This window comes from Tolypothrix bouteillei VB521301 (assembly GCF_000760695.4).
In the GTDB taxonomy this organism is placed as follows: Bacteria; Cyanobacteriota; Cyanobacteriia; order Cyanobacteriales; family Nostocaceae; genus Scytonema; species Scytonema bouteillei_A.
The window spans coordinates 8,351,627-8,377,524 of sequence record NZ_JHEG04000001.1 but is presented as its reverse complement, the minus strand read 5'-3'; the positions used below and the strand labels follow the sequence as shown (position 1 = coordinate 8,377,524).

General features: G+C 42.0%; 21 protein-coding genes, 1 tRNA gene and 3 pseudogenes. 12 read left to right on the top strand and 13 right to left on the bottom strand.

Going from position 1 to position 25,898, the window contains the following annotated elements:
- Positions 1 to 12 precede the first annotated feature (12 nt).
- A complete protein-coding gene (locus tag HC643_RS34295; RefSeq protein WP_038089298.1) occupies positions 13 to 1,023 on the bottom strand; it encodes a zinc-dependent alcohol dehydrogenase family protein in 1,011 nt (336 codons plus the stop codon).
- A gap of 53 nt (positions 1,024 to 1,076) precedes the next feature.
- Positions 1,077 to 1,286, bottom strand: coding sequence for a hypothetical protein (locus tag HC643_RS34290; protein ID WP_038089295.1), 210 nt, complete (start codon positions 1,284 to 1,286; stop codon positions 1,077 to 1,079).
- Positions 1,287 to 1,566: 280 nt separating this feature from the next.
- Here HC643_RS34290 and HC643_RS34285 point away from each other — a divergent pair, with 280 nt between their 5' ends.
- A complete protein-coding gene (locus tag HC643_RS34285; protein WP_050046542.1) occupies positions 1,567 to 2,823 on the top strand; it encodes an HhoA/HhoB/HtrA family serine endopeptidase in 1,257 nt (418 codons plus the stop codon).
- Between the two features lie 63 nt (positions 2,824 to 2,886).
- Here HC643_RS34285 and HC643_RS34280 read toward each other — a convergent pair whose 3' ends face one another.
- Complete coding sequence (locus HC643_RS34280) at positions 2,887 to 4,896, bottom strand: GAF domain-containing sensor histidine kinase (RefSeq protein ID WP_038089293.1); 2,010 nt, start codon at positions 4,894 to 4,896, stop codon at positions 2,887 to 2,889.
- Between the two features lie 569 nt (positions 4,897 to 5,465).
- On the opposite strand from HC643_RS34280, the gene HC643_RS34275 reads away from it, so the two are divergent.
- Positions 5,466 to 6,707, top strand: coding sequence for a peptidoglycan-binding protein (locus HC643_RS34275; protein WP_038089291.1), 1,242 nt, complete (start codon positions 5,466 to 5,468; stop codon positions 6,705 to 6,707).
- Positions 6,708 to 6,786: 79 nt separating this feature from the next.
- On the opposite strand, the gene HC643_RS34270 is transcribed toward HC643_RS34275, so the two are convergent.
- The 4 genes from HC643_RS34270 to lipA all read right to left on the bottom strand — a co-directional run bounded on the left by HC643_RS34270 (position 6,787) and on the right by lipA (position 11,267).
- Complete coding sequence (locus HC643_RS34270; protein WP_038089289.1) at positions 6,787 to 7,242, bottom strand: Fur family transcriptional regulator; 456 nt, start codon at positions 7,240 to 7,242, stop codon at positions 6,787 to 6,789.
- 364 nt (positions 7,243 to 7,606) lie between these two features.
- The gene (sigC, locus tag HC643_RS34265) at positions 7,607 to 8,857 is read right to left on the bottom strand and encodes an RNA polymerase sigma factor SigC (protein ID WP_038089287.1); all 1,251 of its coding nucleotides are present in this window, start codon (positions 8,855 to 8,857) and stop codon (positions 7,607 to 7,609) included.
- Between the two features lie 419 nt (positions 8,858 to 9,276).
- Positions 9,277 to 10,191 carry an NAD(P)H-dependent glycerol-3-phosphate dehydrogenase gene (locus HC643_RS34260; protein WP_038089285.1) on the bottom strand — a complete coding sequence of 305 codons (915 nt, stop codon included), beginning with the start codon at positions 10,189 to 10,191 and terminating at the stop codon, positions 9,277 to 9,279.
- A 182-nt stretch (positions 10,192 to 10,373) separates the two neighbouring features.
- Positions 10,374 to 11,267 (bottom strand): lipoyl synthase, encoded by an 894-nt coding sequence (gene lipA / locus HC643_RS34255; protein WP_272900040.1) that lies wholly within the window; start codon positions 11,265 to 11,267, stop codon positions 10,374 to 10,376.
- 262 nt (positions 11,268 to 11,529) lie between these two features.
- Here lipA and HC643_RS34250 point away from each other — a divergent pair.
- A tRNA-Pro gene (locus HC643_RS34250) sits at positions 11,530 to 11,603 on the top strand.
- 699 nt (positions 11,604 to 12,302) lie between these two features.
- Here the strand turns inward: HC643_RS34250 and HC643_RS34245 are convergent.
- A pseudogene (locus HC643_RS34245) lies at positions 12,303 to 12,459 on the bottom strand (IS1 family transposase); the annotation flags it as partial.
- Between the two features lie 382 nt (positions 12,460 to 12,841).
- Between HC643_RS34245 and HC643_RS34235 the strand changes: the two are divergent.
- The 5 genes and pseudogenes from HC643_RS34235 to HC643_RS34215 all read left to right on the top strand — a co-directional run bounded on the left by HC643_RS34235 (position 12,842) and on the right by HC643_RS34215 (position 17,051).
- Complete coding sequence (locus tag HC643_RS34235; protein ID WP_336604409.1) at positions 12,842 to 13,513, top strand: TIGR04255 family protein; 672 nt, start codon at positions 12,842 to 12,844, stop codon at positions 13,511 to 13,513.
- On the top strand, positions 13,510 to 14,049 hold the full coding sequence (locus HC643_RS34230) for a hypothetical protein (RefSeq protein WP_038089281.1): 540 nt from the start codon (positions 13,510 to 13,512) through the stop codon (positions 14,047 to 14,049). The genes HC643_RS34235 and HC643_RS34230 overlap by 4 nt, the downstream gene beginning before the upstream one ends.
- A 3-nt stretch (positions 14,050 to 14,052) precedes the next feature.
- Positions 14,053 to 14,583, top strand: a complete 531-nt coding sequence (locus HC643_RS34225; protein ID WP_038089279.1) for a hypothetical protein — start codon at positions 14,053 to 14,055, stop codon at positions 14,581 to 14,583.
- Between the two features lie 146 nt (positions 14,584 to 14,729).
- Positions 14,730 to 15,080, top strand: a pseudogene (locus HC643_RS34220) (type II toxin-antitoxin system RelE/ParE family toxin).
- A gap of 390 nt (positions 15,081 to 15,470) precedes the next feature.
- On the top strand, positions 15,471 to 17,051 hold the full coding sequence (locus HC643_RS34215) for an IS1182 family transposase (RefSeq protein WP_038089278.1): 1,581 nt from the start codon (positions 15,471 to 15,473) through the stop codon (positions 17,049 to 17,051).
- Between the two features lie 148 nt (positions 17,052 to 17,199).
- Here HC643_RS34215 and HC643_RS42260 read toward each other — a convergent pair whose 3' ends face one another.
- From HC643_RS42260 to HC643_RS34205, 3 genes are all read right to left on the bottom strand, one after another.
- On the bottom strand, positions 17,200 to 17,325 hold the full coding sequence (locus HC643_RS42260) for a hypothetical protein (protein WP_272900038.1): 126 nt from the start codon (positions 17,323 to 17,325) through the stop codon (positions 17,200 to 17,202).
- Between the two features lie 395 nt (positions 17,326 to 17,720).
- A complete protein-coding gene (locus HC643_RS34210; protein ID WP_038089276.1) occupies positions 17,721 to 18,011 on the bottom strand; it encodes a Calvin cycle protein CP12 in 291 nt (96 codons plus the stop codon).
- 453 nt (positions 18,012 to 18,464) lie between these two features.
- A complete protein-coding gene (locus HC643_RS34205) occupies positions 18,465 to 19,886 on the bottom strand; it encodes an NADP-dependent isocitrate dehydrogenase (protein ID WP_038089274.1) in 1,422 nt (473 codons plus the stop codon).
- A 482-nt stretch (positions 19,887 to 20,368) separates the two neighbouring features.
- Between HC643_RS34205 and HC643_RS34200 the strand changes: the two genes are divergently transcribed.
- Together HC643_RS34200 and HC643_RS34195 are read left to right on the top strand one after the other, a co-directional pair.
- Positions 20,369 to 21,082, top strand: a complete 714-nt coding sequence (locus tag HC643_RS34200) for a GUN4 domain-containing protein (protein WP_038089271.1) — start codon at positions 20,369 to 20,371, stop codon at positions 21,080 to 21,082.
- A gap of 140 nt (positions 21,083 to 21,222) precedes the next feature.
- Complete coding sequence (locus HC643_RS34195) at positions 21,223 to 22,398, top strand: ABC transporter ATP-binding protein (RefSeq protein ID WP_038089269.1); 1,176 nt, start codon at positions 21,223 to 21,225, stop codon at positions 22,396 to 22,398.
- Here the strand turns inward: HC643_RS34195 and HC643_RS34190 are convergent.
- Positions 22,384 to 22,716, bottom strand: coding sequence for a hypothetical protein (locus HC643_RS34190; RefSeq protein WP_137986546.1), 333 nt, complete (start codon positions 22,714 to 22,716; stop codon positions 22,384 to 22,386). The genes HC643_RS34195 and HC643_RS34190 overlap by 15 nt on opposite strands.
- A 729-nt stretch (positions 22,717 to 23,445) precedes the next feature.
- On the opposite strand from HC643_RS34190, the gene HC643_RS34185 reads away from it, so the two are divergent.
- Both HC643_RS34185 and HC643_RS34180 read left to right on the top strand, forming a co-directional pair.
- Positions 23,446 to 23,649: a hypothetical protein gene (locus HC643_RS34185; RefSeq protein ID WP_050046544.1), complete on the top strand. Its 204-nt coding sequence runs from the start codon at positions 23,446 to 23,448 to the stop codon at positions 23,647 to 23,649.
- Positions 23,625 to 24,338: pseudogene (locus HC643_RS34180) on the top strand (PhnD/SsuA/transferrin family substrate-binding protein); the annotation flags it as partial. The gene HC643_RS34185 and the pseudogene HC643_RS34180, both read left to right, overlap by 25 nt.
- Here the strand turns inward: HC643_RS34180 and HC643_RS34175 are convergent.
- The gene (locus tag HC643_RS34175) at positions 24,305 to 25,636 is read right to left on the bottom strand and encodes a tetratricopeptide repeat protein (RefSeq protein ID WP_050046545.1); all 1,332 of its coding nucleotides are present in this window, start codon (positions 25,634 to 25,636) and stop codon (positions 24,305 to 24,307) included. The pseudogene HC643_RS34180 and the gene HC643_RS34175 sit on opposite strands and share 34 nt — an antisense overlap.
- Positions 25,637 to 25,898: the final 262 nt, after the last annotated feature.

Below are 25,898 nucleotides of genomic sequence, written 5' to 3'. Positions count from 1 at the left end.
TTGGCAAATCTTTTACACCTGCAAGACAATCTTGCCAAAATGCGCTCCACTCTCCATATACGCCAAAGCTTCCCGTGCTTGTTCAAAGGGGAGCTCTCGGTCAATTATCGGTTGGATATTATGTAAGGAGATAGCTCGATTCATCGCCTCAAACATCTCGCGACTACCTACATAAATGCCTTGCACGCAAATACCTTTGTGCAAAATCGAGACTGTACTGACATCAGCATTTAACCCGGAAAGCACTCCAATCAAACTAATATGTCCTCCATAACGGACAGCACGGAGGGATTTATTGAAAGTTCCCGCACCACCCACTTCAATAATGCGATCAACTCCAAGTTTACCCGTGATTTCCCAAACTCTTTCATCCCAGTCTGGTACAGTCTGATAATTCACGACTTCTGCAGCGCCCAATTGCCGCAACTTTTCTAACTTCCAATCGCTGCTTGAAGTCGCAATAACTTTGACCCCCATTGCTTTAGCAAACTGAAGCGCAAATATTGAAACTCCCCCAGTTCCTTGTATCAAAATCGTATCGCTAGCTTTTAACTTGCCATCCGTGACAAGAGCATTCCAAGCAGTTACCGCAGCACAGGGTAGCGTTGCTGCTTCCTCATAAGACAGAAAATCTGGAACACGAACGACACCATTTTGGTCTAGTACAACATACTCAGCTAAGATACCATCAATCGCACCACCTAATGCTGAACGGGATTTTTCTGCTGAATATTCCCCATCTATCCAAGTTTGCATGAAAATGCTGGCAACCCTGTCGCCAACTTTAACTCTAGTTACCCCCTCACCAACAGCAACCACCTCTCCCGCACCATCAGAAAACGGAACAAGCGGTAGTTTTTGTTTAGAGCCATACGCCCCTTTAACGGTTAACAAATCGCGATAATTGAGTGAAGCAGCGTGTATTTTGAGAAGAATCTGTCCCGCTTGAGGCTGGGGTTCCGGTCTATCAACCAATGTCAATGCATCAAGACCTTCCCGAGATTGAACTTCCCACACTTTCATCGTTAGATGCTCCTAGTTGTGCCAGGACTATTCTACAGGAACAGTAGCAATGGTTACTCAGTTGCAGTTGCTGAGTCAAGCAGCTCGAAAGGCCAAGCTAAAGCTTCCAAAAAACAACCAGTTGTTAAGACAACTTTGGCGATCCAAACTATGGGAAAATTAGTGTATTCGTCAAGTTCCTGAAACTGCTGCTTGAGAGCAGTCCATTGAATCAAGGCTCCCAAAAGGTAAGAAATTAGAGCTACCAATACCCAGATAGACATAAAACTTTCTCTCCGTCATTTTATTAAGAATGAGATTAGCTGTTTTAATTTATATTCATTGTTACCTACTGACTGGGCTAGTGGGATTACGCAAAGGTATAGAAAAGTTGATAGCAAGACAACAGATCGGATGTTTACCTGAAACTCCTTGAACAAACGCAAACTTAGAGGGAAATCGATTTGTAGAGTGTGTAAGTCCTACTAAGGTCAACACACCCTTTTCCCAGTAATAATGGTTTTAGAGACGATAGTCATGTTTTGCGGGATAGCAGAAATTAATATGTCATTATCATCTTCTGAAGAACAACGGTTTTCACCCCTTTTGCGTCAAGTAACCAGCTATGTTCTAGTAGCAATCTTGAGTGTTGGCTTAACTTTGACAACTTTGTGGGCATTTCCTAACCTGCCAATTCCAGGGCGGTCGTCTCTTGTCAGTAATACCATACCAAGTACTACTGAAGTAGAAGCCGCACCAGAAAACGCACCTCCTGTAGAATCTCAAAAAGCAGCCATTCGCAGTTTTGTGAGTACTGCTGTCAATAAAGTCGGACCTGCAGTTGTACGGATTGATACAGAGCGTACTATCACTATGCGTGCTCCCGACCCCTTTTTTGGGGACCCTTTCTTCCGGGAATTTTTTGGTGACGATTTTTCCAGAGCGCCTCAAGAATACCGACAAAGAGGTGAAGGTTCTGGTTTTATCATTGATTCTAATGGTATAATTCTTACCAACGCTCACGTGGTGAGTGGTGCTGATTCTGTCACCGTCACCCTAAAAGACGGGCGCAAACTCAAAGGAGAAGTGCGTGGGGTAGATGAACCCTCAGATTTGGCAGTTGTAAAAATTAAAGGGACAAATCTCCCCGTAGCAACTTTAGGTAACTCTCAAGATTTGCAAGTAGGGGATTGGGCAATAGCGGTCGGTAACCCATTGGGCTTAGATAATACTGTAACATTAGGTATTATTAGCACGCTTAACCGCTCTAGCGCTCAAGTTGGTATCCCCGATAAGCGGTTAGACTTTATACAAACAGATGCCGCTATCAATCCCGGTAACTCTGGCGGTCCCTTAGTTAACGAGCAAGGAGAAGTTATCGGCATCAATACTGCCATTCGTGCTGATGCTCAAGGAATTGGGTTTGCCATTCCCATTGACAAAGCTAAGTTAATTAAAGATGCTTTGACCCGTGGTGAAAAAATCTCCCATCCATACATCGGTGTTCGCATGGTGAGTTTGACACCAGAACAGGCACAACAATTTAATCGCGACCCCAATTCCACTATGACTGTACCGGAAGTCAATGGTGTATTAGTCATGCAAGTCATACCCAACAGCCCTGCTGCATCTGCGGGTTTGCGTCGGGGTGATGTAATAACTCAGATTGGCGAACAAAACGTGACCACCGCCGAACAGTTACAAAGCTTGGTGGAAAAAAGCCGAGTCAACCAACCCTTGCAATTGACTGTCATCCGGGGTGACCAAATGCAGCAGTTCACCGTCCGTCCGGGCGAACTAAGAGACGCAAATAATTCGTAAGTGGTTAGTGGTGGTTAGTGGTTAGTGGTTTTTCTACATCAGCCTCGCGCTCTTTATCATTCACTAACCACTAACTACTGGTGGTATCCAAACAGTAAAAATTGAACCAACACCTACGGTAGATTCTACTTCAATTCGACCTCGATGAAGTTCTACAAGCTGTTTGGTTAATGCTAAGCCCAATCCAGTACCGCCATAACGACGCCGATAGGGTGTGTCAAGTTGGTGGAATTTCTCAAACAGGAGTGATAATTGATCTTCTGGGATACCAATACCTGTATCCTCTACTTGAAAGACAGCATTTTCGTCTTCTACCCAAAGGCGTAATGTAACGTTGCCTCCTTCATGGGTAAATTTTACAGCATTAGTTAGCAGATTCCACAGAATTTGTTGTATTCTTCTGGCATCAGCTGTAAAGCGATCGCATTCTGCATTGATTTGTAAATCGAGTTTAAGATTGACTCTTTTAATAGTTGCTTTTTCTTTTAATCCATTAATTGTAGATTCAGCTGCATCACTTAAGGAAAAGCTTGTTATATTTAATACTGCTTTGCCTGCTTCTATCTGAGAGAGTTCGAGAATATCGTTAATCATCTCTAATAAATGCTCGCCGCTATCATGGATCGTTTGTAAATAATCCCGTTGGCGCTTTGTTAACTCGCCAAAAGACCAACGTAGTAAAGTGGAAGACATCCCAATAACGTAAGTTAAAGGTGTCAGTAATTCGTGACTGATGGTAGCGAGGAATTCGCTTCTTAAACGGCTAGCAGCTTCTGCAGCGACGAGAGCATCGTGTAAAGCAACAGTGCGCTCAATAACACGTTCTTCCAAATTTTGTTTTTCTTTTGTCAGAGAACGCATTAACTCGGATTGATGGATTGCGATCGCTAATTGTTCCGCTACGGATGTCAACAAAATCTTTTCACTTTCTGTCCAAGCACGGGGACTATCGCATTGATGGGCAATAAGCAATCCCCAAAGTTTCTCTTCAAAAATAATTGGTGAGGCTAATTTGGCACGGACTTTAGTATCCCGTAAAAAATTTAACAAACACTCTTCTAGAGCATAAACTTTTTCCACATCATCTACAGATAACGTATACCCTTGTTTGTACTTTTCCCAACATTGCTCCGTTTGAGTTAAACAATTATTTTCCGTATAATGCAAAACTGATGGAATAGCATCATGAGCGCGAATTTCGTAAACAACATAGCCTGCTTTGTCTTGTAAATCTTGTTCTAAGGAATGAGGCGTCAAAAAAGGGGCATAGTTTGGGAGGGATAAAGGAGAGTCTTGTTGGTTAGTTATTGTAAACTCTTGATTCTTAGCAATGGAATGCTTAAATTTATATATCACCAGTCTATCTAATTCCAAAAATTCTCTGACTTGTGCAACAGCTGTAGACATGATGACTGGTAAGTCTAAACTTTTTCGGATTTGAGTGGTTACCTGATTTAATAACTTCTCTTGAGCTATTTGTTTTTGCAGGGCTTTTTCCACGGGTTGACAGACAGAAACATAAGGGTAATTTACAGGGAATTCTGTTTCCGATTGATTGGGCTCTGGCAAAAGCTCTTTCAACAATAAAAACGTAAATTTACTTTGCAATGTAGCATCATTGGTGATGGGAATTTGACAGGAATCTTCCAGGGTTTGATATGTTTGAGAATTTTGGTCAAACAAACCTTTCAAATTAGAAAGAAAAGAGACAATTTCTGATAAATCAAATGTCAAATAACAATTGAGGAAAACATCATTGGGATAAGATAAGGAAGAGGCTGTGGAAGAAAGAGGCTGTGACGCGGAAAGTGAAGCGTTTGCCAAATTTTCCTTATCCCCCACGTCCTGTAAATGAGTTCCAATTAAAAGCGCACTAAACTGTTGGGACACCAATACGGTAAAGCGTTGCGCCTGCCATTCTAGGGGTAAGTTAACCATCACAAGCACCGATTCTGTAAGAACGAGAGATGGCCTTCCCACTGATTGAGCCATTTGCAACAGCAATTCTCCAAGGCGAGCAAATGTACTATTACGTAGGGTTCGAGAGAAGCTCAAATCAGAAGAACTAGACATTGTTGACAATCTGGCGCGAAAGGGGTTATTGGCAGTTGCTTGAAAATTGGCTACTGTAGCCTAGCCAACAGTTTAAAACGATAATTAGGGATTCTGCATCGTAATTAATGCCAAATTATGAGGATGGAACCCTCAGTCAGAAGGGATAATTTTTCTAGAACAGACTCCATCTCTCATAGTTTCCGATTGGGCTTATGGTTTAGAAGTCGTGCCGGAAATTGTGCGACGTAATAATAGTACTACTCTAATTGTAATGCCAGGAGATGACGCTCTAGATCCTGACATCATTTCTCAATGCCCTACCTCTAAATAAGAAGAGCAAAATTTACTAGCAGCGCAAGTCTGCCATGAAACGGATTTTTGGACAAAATTTAGTTTAACTTAATCGAAGGCTAGAGTGCGATAAGCGAAGCATAAGGGCTAAAACTGTATCGTATTACTGAACTTTACAAGCGTATCAGCAAGGTTTATGGCAAGATGTAAGTATATCAACACTGGAAAATTTAACACACTTAGTCCATCAAGCCGAAGCAGCCATAAAAGAAAAATAGGTGGTTTAGAAAGAAATTATGGAGAATCTTGCGTATCTGCATGCAGCTTCTGCCTACGAAGATCTGACGAACAGTGAAATTATCTCTGTCAGCAGTTTGTTTGACAAAGCAACAGTCCCTGAATGGAGCCGTCTCTCTGGTAAGGCATGGAAGTATATGTTACCTCTTGCCCTTATTTTGTCTGTACTAAATGTTTACAGCAGCGCTCTAGCATTGGAACAAGGTGATAAGGGTCCTTCTGTCAGAAATTTACAACGCGAATTAAAAAGAGCAGGTTTTTATCAAGCTCCTATCACGCAAGTGTATGATGTTTCTACAGAGCAGGCTGTCCGTCGCTTCCAAAAAGCTGCTGGTCTAGAAGTGACTGGTGTTGCTGGACCTGTAACTATACAAAAGTTAGATGGTTGGGAAGTCACTCAAGAGAATTCCCAAAATCAAAAACCTAGCGTTGAGAGTACTACAGCGAAAAAACCCAGCAGCCAGAATACCCAAGCCAAAAAACCCAGTGTTGAGAACGATAGCACGAAAAAACCCAGCAGTCAGAATACTCAAGCCAAAAAACCCAGTGTTCAAAACTCTCAAGTAGAACAAACTTCTAGTGAGACAACGGTTGCTAACAAGCGTCGCGATCCGAACCTCTTGCAAAGAGGTGATGAAGGTGAAGATGTGAAAAGCTTGCAAGAAAGATTGCGTGTAGCTGGTTTTTATTACGGTAACTCAACGGGAATTTACGGTCCTATTACTGAAGATGCTGTCAAACGTTTTCAAGAAGCTTACAAGTTAACTGTTGACGGTGTTGTAGGACCAGCTACGCAAAGAAGACTACCGCCAACAGGTGTTGGTTACGGAGAAGACACTACCAAGCAAGGTATAAGTCAAGACAAACTACGCTTGGGCCATAGCGGAGAAGCTGTCAGAGTGCTACAAGAGCAGTTAATCAAGGCTGGCTATTTGCAGGGAGAGCCAAACGGTTACTTTGGACCTTATACCGCAGACGCTGTTAAGAGATTTCAAGCCAATAATTACTTAGCAGCTAGTGGTATTGCAGGTCCTACGACTCGATCTAAATTGCACGATTTGGTTAGCCCTAGTTCCAAGAGTGACTTTGATACTTTGGAAATACAGAGACGATTGCAATCTCGGGGTTTCTACAAAGGCGATCTCAATGGTGTCATGGGAAACGAGACAAAGGAAGCGATTAAACGCGCTCAAGAATTCTACGGTGTTAGCTTGAGTGATGTGAGAAGCGGACGTTTTTAACATCCGCTACGGGTGTTTGCCGATCTTCATGCTTGTGCCTGTCATTTAGAATTCCGGAACGTATTCGATCTCCTGAGTGCTAAAGGGGCATTAATGACCTTTGGCACTTGGGACAGATCGCATGAATTGTCAATTGACAGTCGAGCAAGTGAAAGCCTTCTTTTTGGGCAGTTTTTGCTCCCACTTTTAAAATTGCATCGTTCTTGAACTCTATAGTCGTGTTACACCTCACACAAATAAGGTGATGGTGGTGGTGGGGATACGGCTGGTTCAGTTCGTAATGTTTGTGTCCTTCTCCAAGTTCTAACTCTCGCAGGATACCCATACGCGCCATTAACTTGAGAGTGCGATAAATGGTCGATAGACTAATCCCTTCTCCTTTGATTTCCAATCTTTCATAGAGATCTTCAGCACTGAGATGTTCTCCTTGCGGAAGGTCTTGAAAAATGTGTAGAATTGTTTCACGTTGGGGTGTCAAACGCCAACCGCGTTCATTTAATTCTGCCTTGAGTGAGGTCGCTGAGTAGACAGTCATAACTATTTTTCTCAATAAAACCCATTAATTGAGAATATAGCAAATGTTCGGAGTAATTTGCAATAAAACTTGCTTATTGAGAACATTTATTAAATGGTCTCATATAGGTAATTTAACTCCAATGAGCATTTAACTAATTGCCGATCCCCGTTAGAAAGACATCTAGAAGAGTTATAAAAAGTTTAAATTGGCTTAAATGAGAATGATGTGCTACAACCTATTAAGAAATGTAGAAACAGTCATTTGTCCTTCGTTCATTTAAGGAGGCAGAAGTGCCCGTTAGAGGGCAGAAGAAGCTTCTGCCTTTATGTATTACTATTGTAACCATTGATATTACGAATGACTCAGGACTAATGACCAACCACTAAGTTAAGGATTCGAGGTAGTCGCGGATCATGTTACGTCTCTTGGGTTGACGCAGTTTCTGCAAGGCTTTGGATTCAATTTGGCGAACTCGTTCGCGTGATAGATCGAGCGCACGTCCAATTTCTGCTAGTGAGTAGGGATGACCGTCTGACAAACCAAAGCGCATCAAAATTACATCACGTTCGCGACTGGTGAGATCGGCTAGAAGATGTTGCAAATCTTTTTGTAAAGATTCTCGCATTAACATCTGTTCTGGAGTAACGCCGTCAGTTTCGAGTAATTCTCCCAACTCTGTGTCTTTGTCCTTACCAACTTTGGTTTCTAAAGAGACGGAACGAGGAACTCGCAGTAAAACTTCTCTAACTTGGGTAGGTGTCATTTCTAGCTCTTGCGCCAAATCTTCTAAGGTTGGGGTACGACCTTTCTCTTGAGCAATTTTGCGCTGAGCTTTTTTGATTTTGTTCAGTTTTTCTGTAATGTGGACCGGTAAGCGGATAGTGCGGCTAGAAGTTGCGATCGCCCGAGTAATACCCTGACGAATCCACCAGTAAGCATAGGTGCTGAAGCGGTAACCCTTAGTTGGGTCAAACTTCTCAACTGCCCTTTCCAAGCCAAGAGTTCCTTCTTGGACTAAATCAAGTAATTCCAAACCGCGATTTTGATATTTTTTAGCAACGGATACGACCAAGCGAAGGTTTGCCTTGATCATGTGTTCTTTGGCTTGGAGACCCTGTAACTGAATTTGCTCGAGTTCTTCGACTGTGATTTTGGCAACTTCAGCCCAACGGCGTTTTCCTAGCCCTAGCGTTTGCTTGAGTTCAAACACATCTACACCAGCCTCACGCGCCCACCGTTCCAAAGAAGGACGATGTCCCAGTGCTGATACCAATCGCTCTTGAACTTCAATAATCCGAAGATAAGGAGTAATAATCGCGTCTCCTTCCTTCGCAACTTTGCCAAGGAGTATTCGCATCCGCAAGTAGCGCTGGACTTTTTGAGCTTCCGAAACTTCTTCATCGCGCCCTAACAAGCGAACCCGACCAATTTCTTGAAGATACAAACGGACTAAGTCTGTACTGCGGCGGTTCGGGTTAGTACCAAGACTTGCAGAGTCAGAAACAGCCAATTCCAATTCTTCGAGTTCCTCTATCGGCAATTCACTCTCGTCAACCGTGAGATCGGCGTCAAACTCTGGGCTGGACTGTTTTGACTCGTAGGTGGCATCTGCGTAAGAAAATGTTGCTGGCATAAAGTTCGTCTCAATGGCTCCAGGTAACAACAGATTTAGGTCAGCTAATTAACTGTTGCTATTGTTCCCGTGATTTTTGAAGAAATAACACGGTTGAGGGTGACCTTTAGGTTTTTTTTCAAAAAACCTGTACTGGTTTTTTTTGACACAGTGCCTCCGAAGGCTCGGTTACTGAGCTTCTCCCTTCGATCAATAGCTATGAAAATTCAGAACAGGACTAGAGAAAGCAAGTTCCTTGTTTAGGATTTCAACCTTAATATTTTGGTTTTTTTACTTTGGGTGCTAAGTATAGCCATATATCGGTATAAAGTCCTAAGGGTTGTTTTCATAGTCATATCTACATGAGTGCTTAAGTAGTTTCCTGAAGATTTGCTAATTTCCTCTTCACAAAAAATTAGTTATGTGGTTTAGAAGTTAAACTATTCCGGTTTTGCATTCCGCAACATTAACTCTTCCAATGCTTGTCGGGGTGTGAGTTCTTGAGCAAGCAAACGATAAACTTGTTCGGTAATTGGGATAGGGATATTTTGCTGCTTAGCTCGTTCCACCAAAACGTTAGTCGTGTTAATTCCTTCTGCGGTTCCTTCTAAATGGGCAAGAATTTCTGGAAGTGTTTTATTGCCAGCTAATTGATACCCTACTTGATAATTTCTACTTAAATGACTGTTACAAGTTGCTAGCAGATCGCCCAAACCCGACAAACCATAAAAAGTTTCCATTTTTGCACCCCAGTGGGTACCAATACGAACCATTTCTGTGAGTCCTCGGGTGACTAAAGCAGCTTTGGCATTGGTTCCTAATTGCAAACCATCACAAACTCCGGCTGCGATCGCCATCACATTTTTCAGAGTTCCCCCCAATTCCACACCCAAAGGATCGGAATTGGTATAAACCCGGAAACGGTTAGAAGAGAAAATAGATTGCACGGATTCAGCCGCCTCCATATTTTGACTGGCGACAACCGTTGCAGCTGGCAATGCTTGTTCGATTTCTTTAGATAAGTTGGGACCAGAGAGAACAACAACAGGATTGTGAGGGAAAGTTTCTTGCCAAATTTGCGAAGGTGTGCAGGTAGTTTTTGGGTCTAAGCCCTTCGTCGCCGTGACAAAAATAGTGTTTGGTGAAACAAGAGAAGACTGGAGTGAAGAGGTCACATCTCTCACACCCTTCATAGAAACAGCAGAAACAATAATATCGGCATCTTGGACGGTCCGTGCTAAGGTCTCACCACCCTGTCGCGACCACAGGCGTACCTCATGAACGTTTGCTTTGGCCAGAGTAGCAAGGACTGTCCCCCAAGCACCCGCACCCAAAATGGCAACAGACTTTGTCATTTGTTAATGGCTAATTGCTAATGGCTAATTGCTAATGGCTAATTGCTAATGGCTAATTGCTAATGGTGAGACCAGTGCTGGAGGAGGGTTTCCCACGCCCTGGGGACTGGCGAATCCAAAGGGTTGATTGCTGGTTAGGTGGGCATTGCCCACCATATACTCTACCCCCTACTCCCTACTCCCTACTTCCTTTCCCTTGGATACTGCGCCATAAGTTCTCTTACCTGTTCAGCATGGTAAGAACTTCTTGTCAATGGTGAAGAAACTACTTGTAAAAATCCCAGTTCTTCACCAAAAGTTTTCCAAGAATCAAATTGCTCTGGGGTGATAAATTGAGACACTTGTAGGTGTTTTTGAGAAGGTTGGAGATATTGCCCAATTGTTAAAATATCGCAATCCACAGCCCGTAAATCCTGCATCACTTGGCGAATCTCTTCATCTGTTTCACCCAAACCCACCATAATCCCGGATTTGGTGTAAACCCAAGGTGCATAAGTGCGAGAACGTTGTAGCAATTCTACTGTCCGTTCGTAGTTTCCTTGGGGACGCACGCGACGATACAAACGAGGAACTGTTTCTGTGTTGTGATTGAGAACTTCCGGTTGTGCTTGAAGAATTAACTCTAGTGCTTCCCAATGTCCGCACAAGTCTGGGATTAAGACTTCAATGGTCGTGTGGGGAGAAACAGTGCGGATGGCTTCAATACAACGGACAAACTGCGAAGCGCCACCATCAGGGAGATCGTCTCTGTTAACAGAGGTGATGACCACATGATTGAGTTTCATCCGCCGTACTGCTTCCGCCAGTCGAGCTGATTCTGTAGGGTCTAGAGGTTTGGGTTTTTTCTCAAAGTCAATATCGCAATAGGGACAGGCACGGGTGCAAGCTGGTCCCATAATTAAAAATGTGGCTGTACCAGCATTAAAGCACTCCCCAATGTTCGGACAGGACGCTTCCTCACAAACCGTATTGAGGGCTAAATCCCGCAAAATTTCTTTAACGTTACCAACGCGCTCCCATTGAGGCGCTTTTACCCGCAACCAGTCTGGCTTTACAGTCACAGTCGTTTCTACCACTCTAGATATACACAACTTATGGTAGCAAGGTTTATGAGTTGCGATACGGCTGTCCTCCGTTAAGCTTCGCTTATCGCTTCGGCGCAAGCTGTACCGAGCTTATCGCTCTTAGCGCAAACTGTACCCAGCTTATCGCTCATCATAGCGGGTCGTCATGCTATGAACCCTCCCTCCAGACCCCTAACCCCATGCACGTAATTTTTCAATCTGGTTTTGTCATTTCTTCAGTTGCTGTGATATACTTAAAGTGGCATTTTATTGCCGGGATGTAGCGCAGCTTGGTAGCGCACTTCGTTCGGGACGAAGGGGTCGCTGGTTCGAATCCAGTCATCCCGATTTTTAGGTGTCGATTGCCAAATTATTTGTCCGCGTTGACAAATTGGTGTCCGTCTTGCCAAATTAATGTCCGTGTTGACAAATCAGTTAATGATGAGAATCAATCGGCATTAGGAACTATTAAAATCATAGTCCTTATTTATTGCCAGTGCTTTCGTTCGGGATTTCCCGAACGAAGTGCGCCTTTCAACCCACCTTTTTTTAAATATAAATTATTTTGCTTATCAACAACTTCTTCTGGTTGGTGTGTAGTTTTCAACCCGCCTCTAACTGGGCTACGGTGTACACACAAGTCCTAAAATCCTTGCCTGGTCAGATAAAAACCTTAGTAGGTAAGGTTTTGAGTTGAGCCTCTTGATTCTCAATAGTGTTAGCTTATTGGCAGAAATTGAACGAAAATCAAGGATTTCAAAAAATCATTTTCCGTTCTTTTCCGTCCATTTAATTCTCAACTCGACTTGTGTGTACACCGTAGCTCTAACTGGGAGGGATGTTGAAACAAGGTTATTACTACATTTATGTCAGCAAGAGAGAATCTTTCAACCCGCCTCTAGCTGGGAGGGGTGTTGAAACCGCAGAACGTACCCCTGTAAATTGCAGTGATATTTCTTTCAACCCACCTGTCGATTGCCAAATTATTTGACCACTTGACAAATTGGCGTTGCATAAATACGGGATGAATCAGCTAAGTATAGGTATTCATCTATACTTTAAATAGTGTAGTAGCAGTTTGACTGAGTATTGAAGCATATCTACAGATTTGGAGTAGCATAATGTTTTTCAATGTAGACGCACCAGATTAATAACGTAAACGTGTATTTTCTCCAGTTTTGGTCATATATGTTTTACTAATAATTAATATGGTTTCCTGGATCGATAAAACTGTTCGCAAACTAGTACATTTGCTCGTACCCAACTACGGCAAGCTGTTTAAGTGCTTTATATCTGCTGATTGGCCTGATTGGGAGGAAAGGAGATAAAGTTACAAGTGTTTGTGGGGTAGAACCACAAATACTTATAAAGGTTTGATGTAGTATACAGCTATGATACGGAAAATAACGTTAAAGTCATGTAGACTATATTATGGCTACTAAAATTTTAGCCATACGTTTTTAACGGTTTCTAAATTAATGAAACATGAGATTTCCTAATCCACCCATAACTGAAGCTATTTTTGATATAACAGTCAATCTTCGTGATGATTTTCATTATGAAGAGCTTTTGATTTTCAAGAAGATATAAAAGAATCTTTCCCGAATATTCAAAAGAAAATAGCGCTTCAAGGAGGTTTTGAATTAAATTTAGAAAAGCCGGAAGAAATAAATCCTCGGTTATTTTCAATGTCCAATCAACCGGAAGGATATATTTTTATTTCTAATGACAAAGAAAAAATAATTCAAGCTAAGTTACAGGGATTTACGTTTAGTAAATTGAAACCTTATCAAAGCTGGCAAGATTTTTATGGAGAAGCATATCAACTATGGCAAAAATATGTTGAAATTACGTCCCCTTTAAAAGTAGTGCGTCTTGGTTTACGCTATGTAAATCAAATAAATATACCCCTAACGGGAGAAGGAGGAATAGAATTAAAACAATATATAAAAACATTACCAGAAATGCCAAGTGATTTATCAGTAGTAATTGAAGGCTACTTTATGCAATTGGTTTTAAGTCATACGCAATATCAGCCATCTAGAGCAATTATTAATCAAACAATTGGTCAGATGCTTGAAAATCAAGAAAGTAAGAAAGCTTATCCTTTAATATTTGATATTGATGTTTTTCAAGAAGTTAATCTCGATCCTGATGATGAAGAAATAGGAAAAATCTTTGAAGTGAATCTAAAAGGTTTTAGAGAAGATATATTTTTTAAGAGTATTACAGAAAAAACAAAGGAGCTTTTTCAATGAGTACATTACTTGCTCCCAAGAGTGGTCAGTATTTAAATCCTACATCCAGTAGTGGTAGTAGTCCTGAACACTATAAAATAGTAAAGACAGCAAGAACTGCTACTCTACATAGATTAGAGTCAATAATGTGGAAATACAGTACGTTTATGTATCTGTTTTCCAGTACAGATACTTGTGACTTTGAAGACAGAGTTGAAGAAATTCGAGATGCACTAATTGAAGGTCATGCAGCTTTGTCAAAAGAAGACATTAAAATACTGCATCAAGTGATAGCAAGGCTAGATTTGTTTCGTCTACAAGCGATCGCACGGCTTCTTGCCGCTCTTTTAGAAAGTAAGTTATATTCGCAAGATGCGGCTTCAATGATTAAGATTTTATTAAAACATCCAGAAGCCGAAGTCAGATATTCAGCATTAGAGGCGATAAGTTTTGCTTTGGGTGAAGTGCCAATAGCAGAAGAAATACTTGCAGAAGCCAAAAATTTGCTTAAAAATGAAGAGAGTATATTTGTACGTGAATACTTGGAGTCATTATAAGGTGTGAGTGAAATATTGTATTACAGGGGTGTGAAAAGCCTTGCCATGTGGAAAGCAGGAACACAACAGCAGGCAATTCCATCTCCAGAACATGCTAGTAGATATTTAAGAGATATCAAGGAGGGGAAGGGATTCCCCTCCTTATGGTTAGCATCATGTCCTGAAGATTTAGAGAAAATCGCATTGGGAATGCTACTGCTGAAAGGGCATCTTGATACTGTAAACTTGATAGGATTTAAAGAGTTTTGTTTTAGTAATGTAGGGGTAATGGTAAATCAAGTTGAAGATACTAATTTTCCAATACCAACAGTTGCTTACTTACACTATGAGCTGTGTACATTAGATGATGTTCAATTAAGATCTGCAATTGAATTATTTTTGAAAGGGAATGGTTCTTTTAAAGAATTCGTTAAATCCGCTCCGGATAAGAACAATATGCGTAAAATTGCCGCAAGATACATTAATGAGGTAAATCAGCAGTATCAAGCAAAGGCTAAAGAATGGGCTAAACAATACTTGGAGTATGAAAGTTAATATCACTCTTAGTTTTAAGAAATTACTAGTATTACTAAATTTTTACAATTATATTTATACAGATTTTTGCCACTGCACCATCTCCCCAAATCTCATAAAACATCTCTGACACCACCCGTCAACCCACAACGTCGGAATCTTAAACCTTGCCCATAAATCTGACTCCTCGGTTTAAAAGGGCTCTTCGAGAACTGGCTAAACGTTATCGTTCAATTCGTAGCAATCTCCAACCGTGAATTGAGCAACTGCAAGCAGGTGAAATTCCTGGAGACAGAATTGCTGGAGTGAAATATCAGGTTTTCAAAGTTCGTCTCAAAAATAGCAACATTCAAAAAGGAAAAAGTGGAGGCTATCGAGTCATTTATTATATGAAAACTACTCAAGCAATCATCTTTGCTACTATTTATTCCAAATCCGATGTTTCCGATGTTAGTAATGAAATTATTGAAGAAGCGATCGCGAAGCGCAAGCCGTACCCGGCTTATCGCACAATATGAAAAAGAAATTCAAATATCAGATTTCGGGTAGATGTTACAGAATTGGAGCATCCTGATGGACGAGTGTTGGTTTTTGAAGTGCCAACCCGTCCTGTCGGACAACCATTGGCATTTGATGGAGCCTACCTAATGAGAGTGGGAGAAGATTTAGTGCCGATGACACCAGATGTACTCAAGAGCATTTTTGCGCTCAGATCAACAAGATTGGTTTTCCCAACCTGCCCGATGTAACGCTAGCCCTGACGATGTAATTGCCTTACTAGAGCGCCGGTACAGTAATCACAATTTCGGGTTAGGATGACTAAAGGGGCTGATACAAGAGTTGTGCAGTGTCCAATTAAGTAAAGTTGTGTAAAGTATTTCTCATTTCAGGGGAACAGGTTTAAACTCATGCAACCACCCTTATGGCACCCGCCAGTGGAGTTATCAAAGGCGGAGCAGGCGATCGTTAATCGTATCAAACGTGCTAAGCTGTTCATTTTCTTACGGCAAGTACGTCATCAATTATTTGATGATGAATTCCAAACAGAGTTGGCAAAAATCTATGATGATAGCCCCAGAGGTCAACCACCGATACCGCCAGCACCCCTAGCATTGGCAACCATTCTGCAAGCATACACCGGAGCGAGTGATGACGAGGCCATTGAGTCGATGTTGATGGATAGGCGCTGGCAGTTAGTACTGAATTGTCTGGACTGTGAAGAACCACCATTTAGTAAACCAACGCTGGTGCGGTTTCGCGCTCAACTAATAAAGCGGCGATTAGACCGACGGCTGATTGAACGCACGGTGGAATTAGCAAAACAGACAAGTGGTTTTGGAGCCAAAAATTTACGAGCAGCACTCGATTCATCGCCATTATGGGGAGCAGCAAAAGTAGAGGATACTTATAATCTGTTGGGTCACGCTCTGAAAAAGGCAATCAGCGTGATAGCCCGTCAGCAGGGGCGGGAGCTGACGGTGATAGCGGCTGAATTGGGAGCAGAATTTATCAGTGGTGCAAGTGTGAAAGCTGCACTGGATATAGATTGGGACAATCCAGAAGAACGCTCTAGTGCTTTGTCCAAGTTGCTTGTTGCCCTCCAAGAAGTGGAAAATTGGCTGGAGCAAAATCATCAACTAGGTGTTGCCGATAGTATCGAACAGAATCTGAAAGTGGCACGACAGGTTGAATCTCAGGATGTGGAACTCACCGCAAATGGGACACCACAACTGCGGCGTGGGGTAGCCAAGAATAGACGAATCAGTGTCGAAGACCCGACAATGCGTCACGGGCGTAAAAGTCGCCATCAACGTTTTGATGGTTATAAACGTCATGTCCTTACCGATTTAGATATTGGAATAGTGCGGGCTGTGGGTTTGACTCCAGCTAATGTTCCAGAAGCTTGGGTAAGTGATGCCATTAGTAATGACCTTAAAGCTCAAGACGTGACATTAGTGGAGTTGCAGATTGACCGTGCTTATCTCAGTAGCAAATTAGTACGTCACCGAAGCGAAGAGTTAAATGTTTACTGCAAAGCTTGGCCAGTCCGGAATCGCGATGGACGCTTTCCCAAAACATCATTTGTCTTGGATTGGGAGGAGCAAAAGATCACTTGTCCAAATCAAATCACTTTACCGTTTCAGGTAGGAGCCAAGGTACAATTTCCCAAAACCGCTTGTGCAAGTTGTCCAAGACAAGCAGGCTGTACGACAAATCCACGTGGACGAAGTGTTTCCATCCATCCGGAAGAGCAGTTATTACAGGAATTTCGGCAGCGTCAATTAAGTAAAGTAGGGCGAGCAAGACTGCGTGAGCGCGTGGCGGTGGAGCATTCTTTAGCACATCTGGGACATTGGCAACGGAACCGTGCTCGTTATATTGGATTACGCAAAAACTTGTTTGATCTACGACGCACTGCTGTCGTTCATAATCTTCATGTTTGGGCGCGTTTAGTAGACCAAGCCACTGCCCAAGGACACAGCGTGTGAACTATCCAAGCGCCAAGCCGAACACGTTTCCCCAAAACTTAAGCAAAAAAAGCGTTTTAACTATTTTATCTGCTCTGAATTCAGGTGGTTTTGGCTGTTGATCTGCACGGACTATCATCAAAGTTGTTGACTAACTCTAACGTGAAATTCAACCAAAGAATTTGTGATGCACTTGCTGCATGACTAGGAACAGTTTGGCACGTTTGATATGATTAACGATCGCCCGCTCCGCGTTTGATAACTCCACTGGTAAGTAGCACAAGGGTGGTTGCATGAGTTTCAACCTACTCCCCTTAAATGAGAAATACTTTACATAATTTTACATAATTAGACACTGTACAACTTTTGTGTCAGCCCCTTTGGTCATTCTAACCCGAAATTGTGATTACTGTACCGGCGCTCTAGAGTCTGTTGGTTGGCAACTAAATAATGTCTATAAATTGACAGAAAAAGAAATGATTCAATTGTATCAACACAGTGCTGGAAGCTTGGGATGAGATTTATTGTTAGTCGTTGTGCTGTCTTCGCTATAGATATGCGATGAAGTACTACTACGAATTAATACTATAAATCATCTAAGAATCTTTATACAATAAAAACCGCCTGAATATTTAGTAATTCAGGCGGAACTTTTAATGGGAGTGACTGTGAATACAGCAACCTATAAATTTAGACATCATAAATTAAACATTCAATCGCATTTGGGTTGCGATCGCAATATTCCTCTAAAGCAGTTTTGCGATGTGCTGCTAACCTATGAGATTTCTCTGCTTGCAACTCTTCAACAATATCCCAAGCTACAGCACATTCAGTTGAACTATTTCCTTTCAATTCACAAGCTGTACGGGCTTGCTCAATAGCTTCTAGAATGGCTTGTTCTAAATTTTCGTTGTTTCCATTACCAGTAATGACAGAAGTGGGATTCACTCTTTCCCAGTTGGCATCTACGATTTTAGTCATTAGCTTCTTGATGCTCTCATTCAAAGTTTAACAGTCAGGACAGAGTTTTATCTCTAAAGCTGACTCTTTTAATATATGCACTATTCCACTTCAAATAGTGTATAAAACCGTAACTTTTGTGTGTTATTTTCCGTACTATAACAATCCCAAATGATTTGTATAATCTTCTCTTTCTTTTCTCTACGTTCAGGTGCGCTTCTGCGGTTTATTAAAAAAAGTAATTTTTACAATTAGGATTGCGATGAGATCGGAAACTGCAAAATTCTCGACTTTTTAAAGCCTATAGCTAGTCAATTGGGGTAGCACCTCTTATTTAACGCTCCCTCACGTGACAAATCGATCGCAAGAGGCGGAGCCTCTATAAAGGCATTCCCAGGCGGAGCCTGGGAACGAGGTGAGGGATCTAGATCGGTATTGCGATTAATTTAATAGTGGGCATTGCCAACCCAACTACTAACCAAAATGTTTAATAATTGCATCAGCAAATTCAGAACACTTTAAAGGTTCTACAGGTGGTTCTAACAAACGTGCCAAATCATACGTGACTTGACGATTTGCGATCGCATCCCCCAAACCTTTCTTAATCAAATCTGCTGCTTCTTGCCAACCCAAATACTCCAGCATCATCACACCGGACAAAATCACCGAACCGGGGTTCACCCTATCCAACCCAGCGTGCTTGGGTGCGGTTCCGTGGGTAGCTTCAAAAACAGCACATTCATCGCCAATATTTGCTCCCGGTCCCATACCCAGCCCGCCGACAATGGCTGCAGCTGCATCAGACAAGTAATCTCCATTTAGGTTCATAGTCGCTAAAATGGAGTACTCATCAGGTCGGGTTTGGATTTGTTGGAAAATACTATCAGCAATGCGGTCATTGACCATAACCTTATCTTTCCACTTGCCATTTCCGTGGCTTTCCCAAATTGAATCCAGAACTGTTTTCACTTCTTCAACAATTTGGGCTTGCTTGTCCGAAGTCAAAGCATCAAACCCAGGTTCAATCTTGCGAGCATTGTCTTCCAAAGAAAGATTGGGATTGCTCTCTTTGTTACTCAAAATCCAAGATTCCCGTTCGGTGACGCACTCAGAGCGAAATTCGCTGACTGCCAATTCGTAGCCCCAATCCCTGAAAGCACCTTCGGTGTACTTCATGATGTTGCCTTTATGCACCAGAGTCACCATTTGCTTGTTTTTGGGAAGTAGCAAAGCGTGTTTGATAGCACGCCTTACCAAGCGTTGGGAACCAGTTTTGCTAATCGGTTTAATACCTATTCCAGCATCCAAAGGAATTTGCTTTTTACCGTGTTCTGGAGTTGCAGGGATCAGTTCTTTGTTCAGGATAGAGATTAAGCGATCGCCAATTTCGCTTCCTTGACGCCACTCAATTCCCAAATATATATCCTCTGTATTTTCCCGGTAAATAATGACATCCAGTTTTTCTGGAGTTTTATGAGGAGAAGGAGTCCCAGGATAGTATCGGCAAGGGCGTACACAGGCATAGAGGTCAAAAATTTGACGCAATGCCACATTCAGGGAACGAATGCCGCCACCAATAGGAGTCGTCAGAGGTCCCTTAATCGCGACACCGTATTCCTTAATTGCCGTAAGCGTATCTTGGGGCAAATACTGGTAAGTCCCGTAAACTTCGCAAGCCTCGTCCCCTGCAAAAACCTTAAACCAACTAATCTTGCGCTTGCCCTTGTAAGCTGTTTCCACAGCAGCGTCAAGAACCTTTTGAGCAGCAGGCCAAATATCTATTCCCGTACCATCACCTCGAATAAAAGGGATAATTGGATTGTCAGGAACAACAGGCTCACCGTTTTTGAAGGTGATTTTTGCCCCCGTTGTGGGTGCGGTAATTTTATCGTACATTCAACACTCCTGATTGGCTATGCTGCAACGTCTGTGCTCTTGGGATATTAAACCCGAAAATGAGAAACTTATGATTGGAAGGCGAGAAGATTTTTTTGCGTCTTTATTTGGTAGATTTGTAAGCAACCTCCGATCTAATTCAGAGGCTTCAGCAAGACAAAACGTTTTTCGATGAGGCGCAGAGTCTTCTTTTCCCCTGTTCGTAGAGTGTTTGGCGTGCCTTGCTTGGGATTCACGAAACCGTTGCTATTTTACCGCTTATACACTTTCCACGTCTACTGTTTGAGGAGAGTTCCTTCGAGGTCAACTCCAAGGAATCATCAACTTTTAGAAATACGGAGGCGATCGCTTACAACCATACATAAAAATCTCTCTTCCTCAGATCTCAACCCCTAGCTCCCTTATTTTCATAACAGTACGCTATAAAACAAATTGATAGCTTATAGCTTGTTCACCGATCGCGTTTTACGAGTAACTACTGCATGACAGACCCAATGATTGTATCAGGCACTGCTAGTAACATCGAATCCCTCCGCCAACCCCTAGTCGCTGGGTCTCTTCAAATCCAACAGCAGGTGATTCCACAGCTTGCTAACTTGGGAGAAGGGGGATTAGATGTTCTGATGGAATTTTTATATGAACGCCGTAATAATCCTGCAACTTGGGTAGACGGGAAAGTTTACCAAGTACTTTCTAGCTCTGATTCACCCAAAGCCAAGGAATTTTTGCAAAATAATTTTCCTTCAGGAATAGTTCCCTTAAAATCAGATTCCAATATTGATTATAGTCCCATCCAAAAGCTTCTAGCAGCCCAGGATTTTCAAGCTGCCGATCGCGTGACTCTACAAAAAATGTGTGAACTGGCTGGACCCACAGCAGTACAAAGAAAATGGCTGTATTTTACAGAAGTTGAAAATTTTCCAGCTACAGACCTACAAACATTAAACACCTTATGGGTAGTTCACTCAGAAGGTAAATTTGGCTTTTCCGTTCAAAGAGAAATTTGGTTGGGCTTGGGAAAAAACTGGGATAATCTTTGGGAAAAAATTGGTTGGAAAAAAGGAAATAACTGGACTCGATATCCCAACGAATTTACCTGGAATCTCAGTGCTCCTCGAGGTCATTTACCCCTATCCAATCAACTAAGAGGTGTTAGAGCGATGGCTTCTTTACTATCTCATTCAGTATGGAGTTAATAAATGGCTAATGGCTAATGGCTAATGGTTAATAGACAATTAGCAATTAGCAGTTAGCAGTTAGCAATCAGCAATTAGCAGTTAGCAGTTAGCAATCAGCAATTAGCTATTAGCCATTAGCAATTAGCAAATCATCTAAAATGGCAACCGTTCGTCTAGAAAACATTAAGCGTAGATTTAATAACGTCACGGCTATTGAGGATATTACTCTCGATATACCTGATGGTGAGTTTTGGGTGTTGGTTGGACCATCTGGTTGTGGCAAATCTACTATTTTGCGAACTATCGCTGGTTTGGAAACAGCAACATCTGGCAAACTTTATATCGGGGAAAAGTTGGTTAACAATATTCCCGCAAGACAGCGAGATGTGGCAATGGTATTTCAAAACTACGCCCTCTATCCTCACATGACAGTGGCACAAAACATTGCTTTTGGGCTGCAAATGCGAAAAGTTGACCCGAAAATCATTCAAGAAAGAGTGAAGGTCGTAGCGCGATCGCTTTCTCTAGAACATCTTTTAGAACGCAAACCCAAGCAACTTTCAGGCGGACAGCAGCAGCGTGTTGCTTTGGGAAGAGCTATTGCTCGCGAACCACAAGTTTTTTTACTTGATGAGCCACTATCTAACCTAGATGCTCAATTGCGGGACGATACACGGGCTGAGTTGAAACAACTTCATCAAGAACTGGGAATTACGACTATTTATGTGACTCACGATCAGGTTGAAGCGATGACTTTGGCTGACAAAATAGTGGTTCTCAATCGGGGACGAATTCAACAAATTGGCGCACCAAATACTATCTACTCTCAACCAACGAACCGTATGGTGGCTACTTTCTTGGGTAGTCCTCCAATGAATATCGTACCTGCAAAATTTACAGGTAATGGCTTTGACGTTGTCGGTCAAATATTACCCTGTCCGAGTTCTGTCAAGGAAAAACTGCGTCCTGGGGTGGGACAGGGTTTTGATTTGGGAATTCGTCCGGAACATATTTCTATTGTTGAACCGCAGAGGCGTAGAGAGAAGTTGCGTTCTCAAAGCAGTGGGTTGCGGGAGTTACCCCCGTTGGAGCAAACTTCAGAAGAACACCGAGAAGAAGAGTTTGGTGAGTTAACTGTGGAGGTTAAGGTAGTGGAACCTCTGGGGCGGGAGACTTTGGTGCGAACTGGCTTTCCGGATACGTCGGTGATTTTGAATGTTCAAACTGCTACAAACGTACTTCCTCAAAGGGGCGATCGCCTTTCTTTGGAATTGAATTTGGATAAGCTATTTGTTTTTGATTCCGCAACAGGGGATAAATTATACCCTTATTGAATTTGATGGAAGTTTGTTGTGTGGTGGACTTTCTTGGTAGGAGGACAAATCAAAATCATTGGGATTTAATTCGGGTGGAAATATCTGTATTTGCATTTCATAACTTTGCGATTGATGATAAAGCGCGATCGCTTCTTCCAATTTGTAAAACATAATTGGAACCCATCTGTCATTTTTGTAAAAATAGAGAGCGACTTTATCTGTTGTGTTTTCTGCTATTGGTAGCGGACATTGCCAGGGAGACATCATTGAATAAATTAAATGTTTGAATAGTCGCACGATTCTTCGCTCGAAACTTGACGCTTGAGTTGTCAGCATGGCTTTACACTTTGGGTAGATAACTTAAAAGTTTAAGATTGTTTTAATGTTCTTGTATATTTTTTGAAATCTCTTTTTCAGATCCCATACTCTCAGCATCTGGAGTGATTTATTCAAATTTTAGAATTTAGATAGGAGTTGTAACAGTATTCATTTCTCCTTTCATACATAAATCTTTCTGCTCAGGAAAATATTGCCATCAAATTTAGATCTCACTCTTGCTTTGTAGACCAAAAGTGTTGATGTTGTCTCATTGTTGCGAAGAGCACAAGGTTATACTTCTTCCCATTGATATATAAAGTTTCTCAAAACAAGCCAATAGTTTTATTTCTTTGGGCGTAAATATTTACTCCAAATTTGTGACTTCTGTTACATAACTCAACATAAAAATCAAGACCTGCTGTGGAGTGTGTCTACTTAATCTGAAAGGTATATGCCATCCAAATGATAACGGCTATGTTTATTTAAGCCACTGCATAACCAGTATATTGTCTGGATTCTGTGGATGAAATGCCAGAATAATTATCCATACACGCAAGTACACGCAGGTTGGATTTACCCCCCCTTAATCCCAACCCTTTCAATGCGAACAAAAGAACTACTAAAATTTGCTTTCAGACTTTGCTTTTTTTGATTGACTGTGCAACAATACTTAATTACACTATACTAATCGATTTACCGTATTTTAAAAATAGAATAACCTTATTTTAGGGTAGAGGAGTCATAAAAATGACAGTATTACGCCTGAGTACCGCACTTGCGATGCGTTTTTGGTGGCATACCAAAGCATATGGAACGGTTTTAATAATTGGTTTGCTTACCTTGATAAGCGTGATTTTCTTGCAAGTTTATTGGTCTTGCCGCAGTTTGCTGCAACTTGTAGCACATCAAGAAATTGGAGACCGTGAGTGGAAGACTGTCAGTCGCAAGTAGCAAACTTACAAAAGTTAAGAGCCGTGTCATATTTAGCTCCTAACTTGTTCCATTTTTATCAAGCAGTTGTGGCTTATGCAGGTCGTGTCTTAGGTGTTGCAACTCAACTTCACCAAGGTGAATGCGATCCGCTAGACGATCCCCTGCTCGTTGAAAATCAATTAGACCTGGCATTTATCTGTGGATTACCTCTTATTAGGTATTGCCAGGTTGTACCCGATTGGTTGCAGGTGTTAGTTGCTCCTGTTATGAAAGCAACGCGCTATCAAAATTACCCAATCTACTTTTCCGATGTTATTGTCAATGCGGCTAGTGATTTGACAAAGTTTGAAGATTTAGCTCTTAAAAGTTTTGGCTACAACGATTTAGGTTCTAATAGCGGTTACAATTTGCTGTGCGATCGCTTAATTCAAACCGGGCATTCTAAAAAGTTTTTTAGGAAAGCAATACAATCGGGTTCTCACCAACGTTCCATTGAATGGGTATTAAATGGAAGAGTTGACTGTGCGGCTATTGATAGTGTGGTATTGGAGCAAGAATTGCGACAATTTCCAGAATTATCCCACCAATTGCGCGTGGTAGAGGTACTCGGACCATCTCCCATGCCACCTCTAGTGGTTGCTCAACATCTCGGTAAGTCTTTGATTGAGCAACTTCAATTTGCTTTACTCCAGCCAGATACAGAACTGCAATCTGTTATGGAAGAAGTAGGAGTTCGGCGTTTTGCTGTTGTGGAGTTGGAGGAGTATAAAGTACTTGTAGAAAACTTTTCCTCTCGTAAAAGCGAATTTCTATAAACTTGTTCAAACAAGACTCGTTGAGCATGGCTGCCACCCAGTTTATAGAGTTGTGGTACAACAGGTTTTAGTTGCGCGATCGCAGTTGACCAGTGACCGATTGCGTGGGCAACCAAACCTTTAGCAGCAGGAATAGCAATCTCAAACCAGTTTTGACGTAAGTATGGATTGACAGTTTTGGCATACCTTTCCATACTTTCCAACATTTGGGTTAACCATTCTCGACGCCCTGCTTTTGCCAGTGCATAGATATAATGCAAGTCTTGAAAGGGTAATGCGTGTTCGTAGATGCGAGGGTAAAGATAAAAACTTAACTCTTGCCACCGTTCTCCAACATCCACTCCACGCAACTCCAACCTTAACAGGATTGCGATCGCCCCTACTTGATCTTTGGGAGAGCTTTTCTGAGCGCCACCCCAAACACGAGTGTCATACAGTGAAAAAACTTTTTCTATATCGCCTCTTTCAAGGTAATAAAGCGCTATATGCCACCAATTATGGGTGTAAAGCATGGAGTTGCAGTTTTCCCAAGTATCTGCGTGCTTTTCCATCCAAGCGATCCCCTGACTCACGCGTCCTTGAGTTTCCATTACATGAGCTATAGCGTGATGCGCCCAAGGATCGTGACGATTGATTGTAGTTGCCAGACGACCCAACGCTTCTGCTTCTGCGAGTCGGTGGCACTGTTCCAATCCAAATGCCACCATACCGTACAGGTAATGATTGTCTCGATTGGCGGTGAGAACTTTTTGAGCTATTTTGAGCAGTCTCTCTTTGTCTCCTAAGTAGAAGTAGTGATACTGTCCCTGTTGAACCGAAATCAAATCGCGAGGAAACTCTTGGGTAATTTCTTCGTGTAATGCGATCGCTCTATCAATTGCTCCCGATCCCCAAGCTGCAATGGCTTGTACGTATAACTGTTCTCGTTTCGTTAGTTTTGCTACGTGTTGTTGTGCCACCTGTAAGTGAGCTATTGCTTGCTGAGTTGCTACAGCGTTTTCTTGAGAGAGGTAATGAGCAGCCGCATATGCATGAATTGTGGCACAAGTTGGATCTGCGGCAATTCCCTCTAAAAGACAAGCTTCAGCATCCTTTCCATAACCAAGGGCTTGTTCGATGAAACGATTAATAGCTGCGATCGTTTCTTGAGAATCTGTTGTCACTTCAAGTCCTCGAGCGTCTTTTAGCATTGTGAATCCCTATCACCCCTATGGTTAAACAACTGTCACCTTTATTCCATAACTGTTAATGGGTCTGTTTGCTCCGCACCCCAACTTACGGGAATTGGAGAACTGGCAGCCCCTTTCATAAAATATCACTAAACTTATCGATTTACCGTATTTTAAATCAAGTATGTCACAAACGCTCCTCAAAAGGCAAGAAAAATCTTCAAGCTTTGCAAATACCACAAGCCAACTGATGTATTATGTTACCCTTTATAAAAAGCCGGAG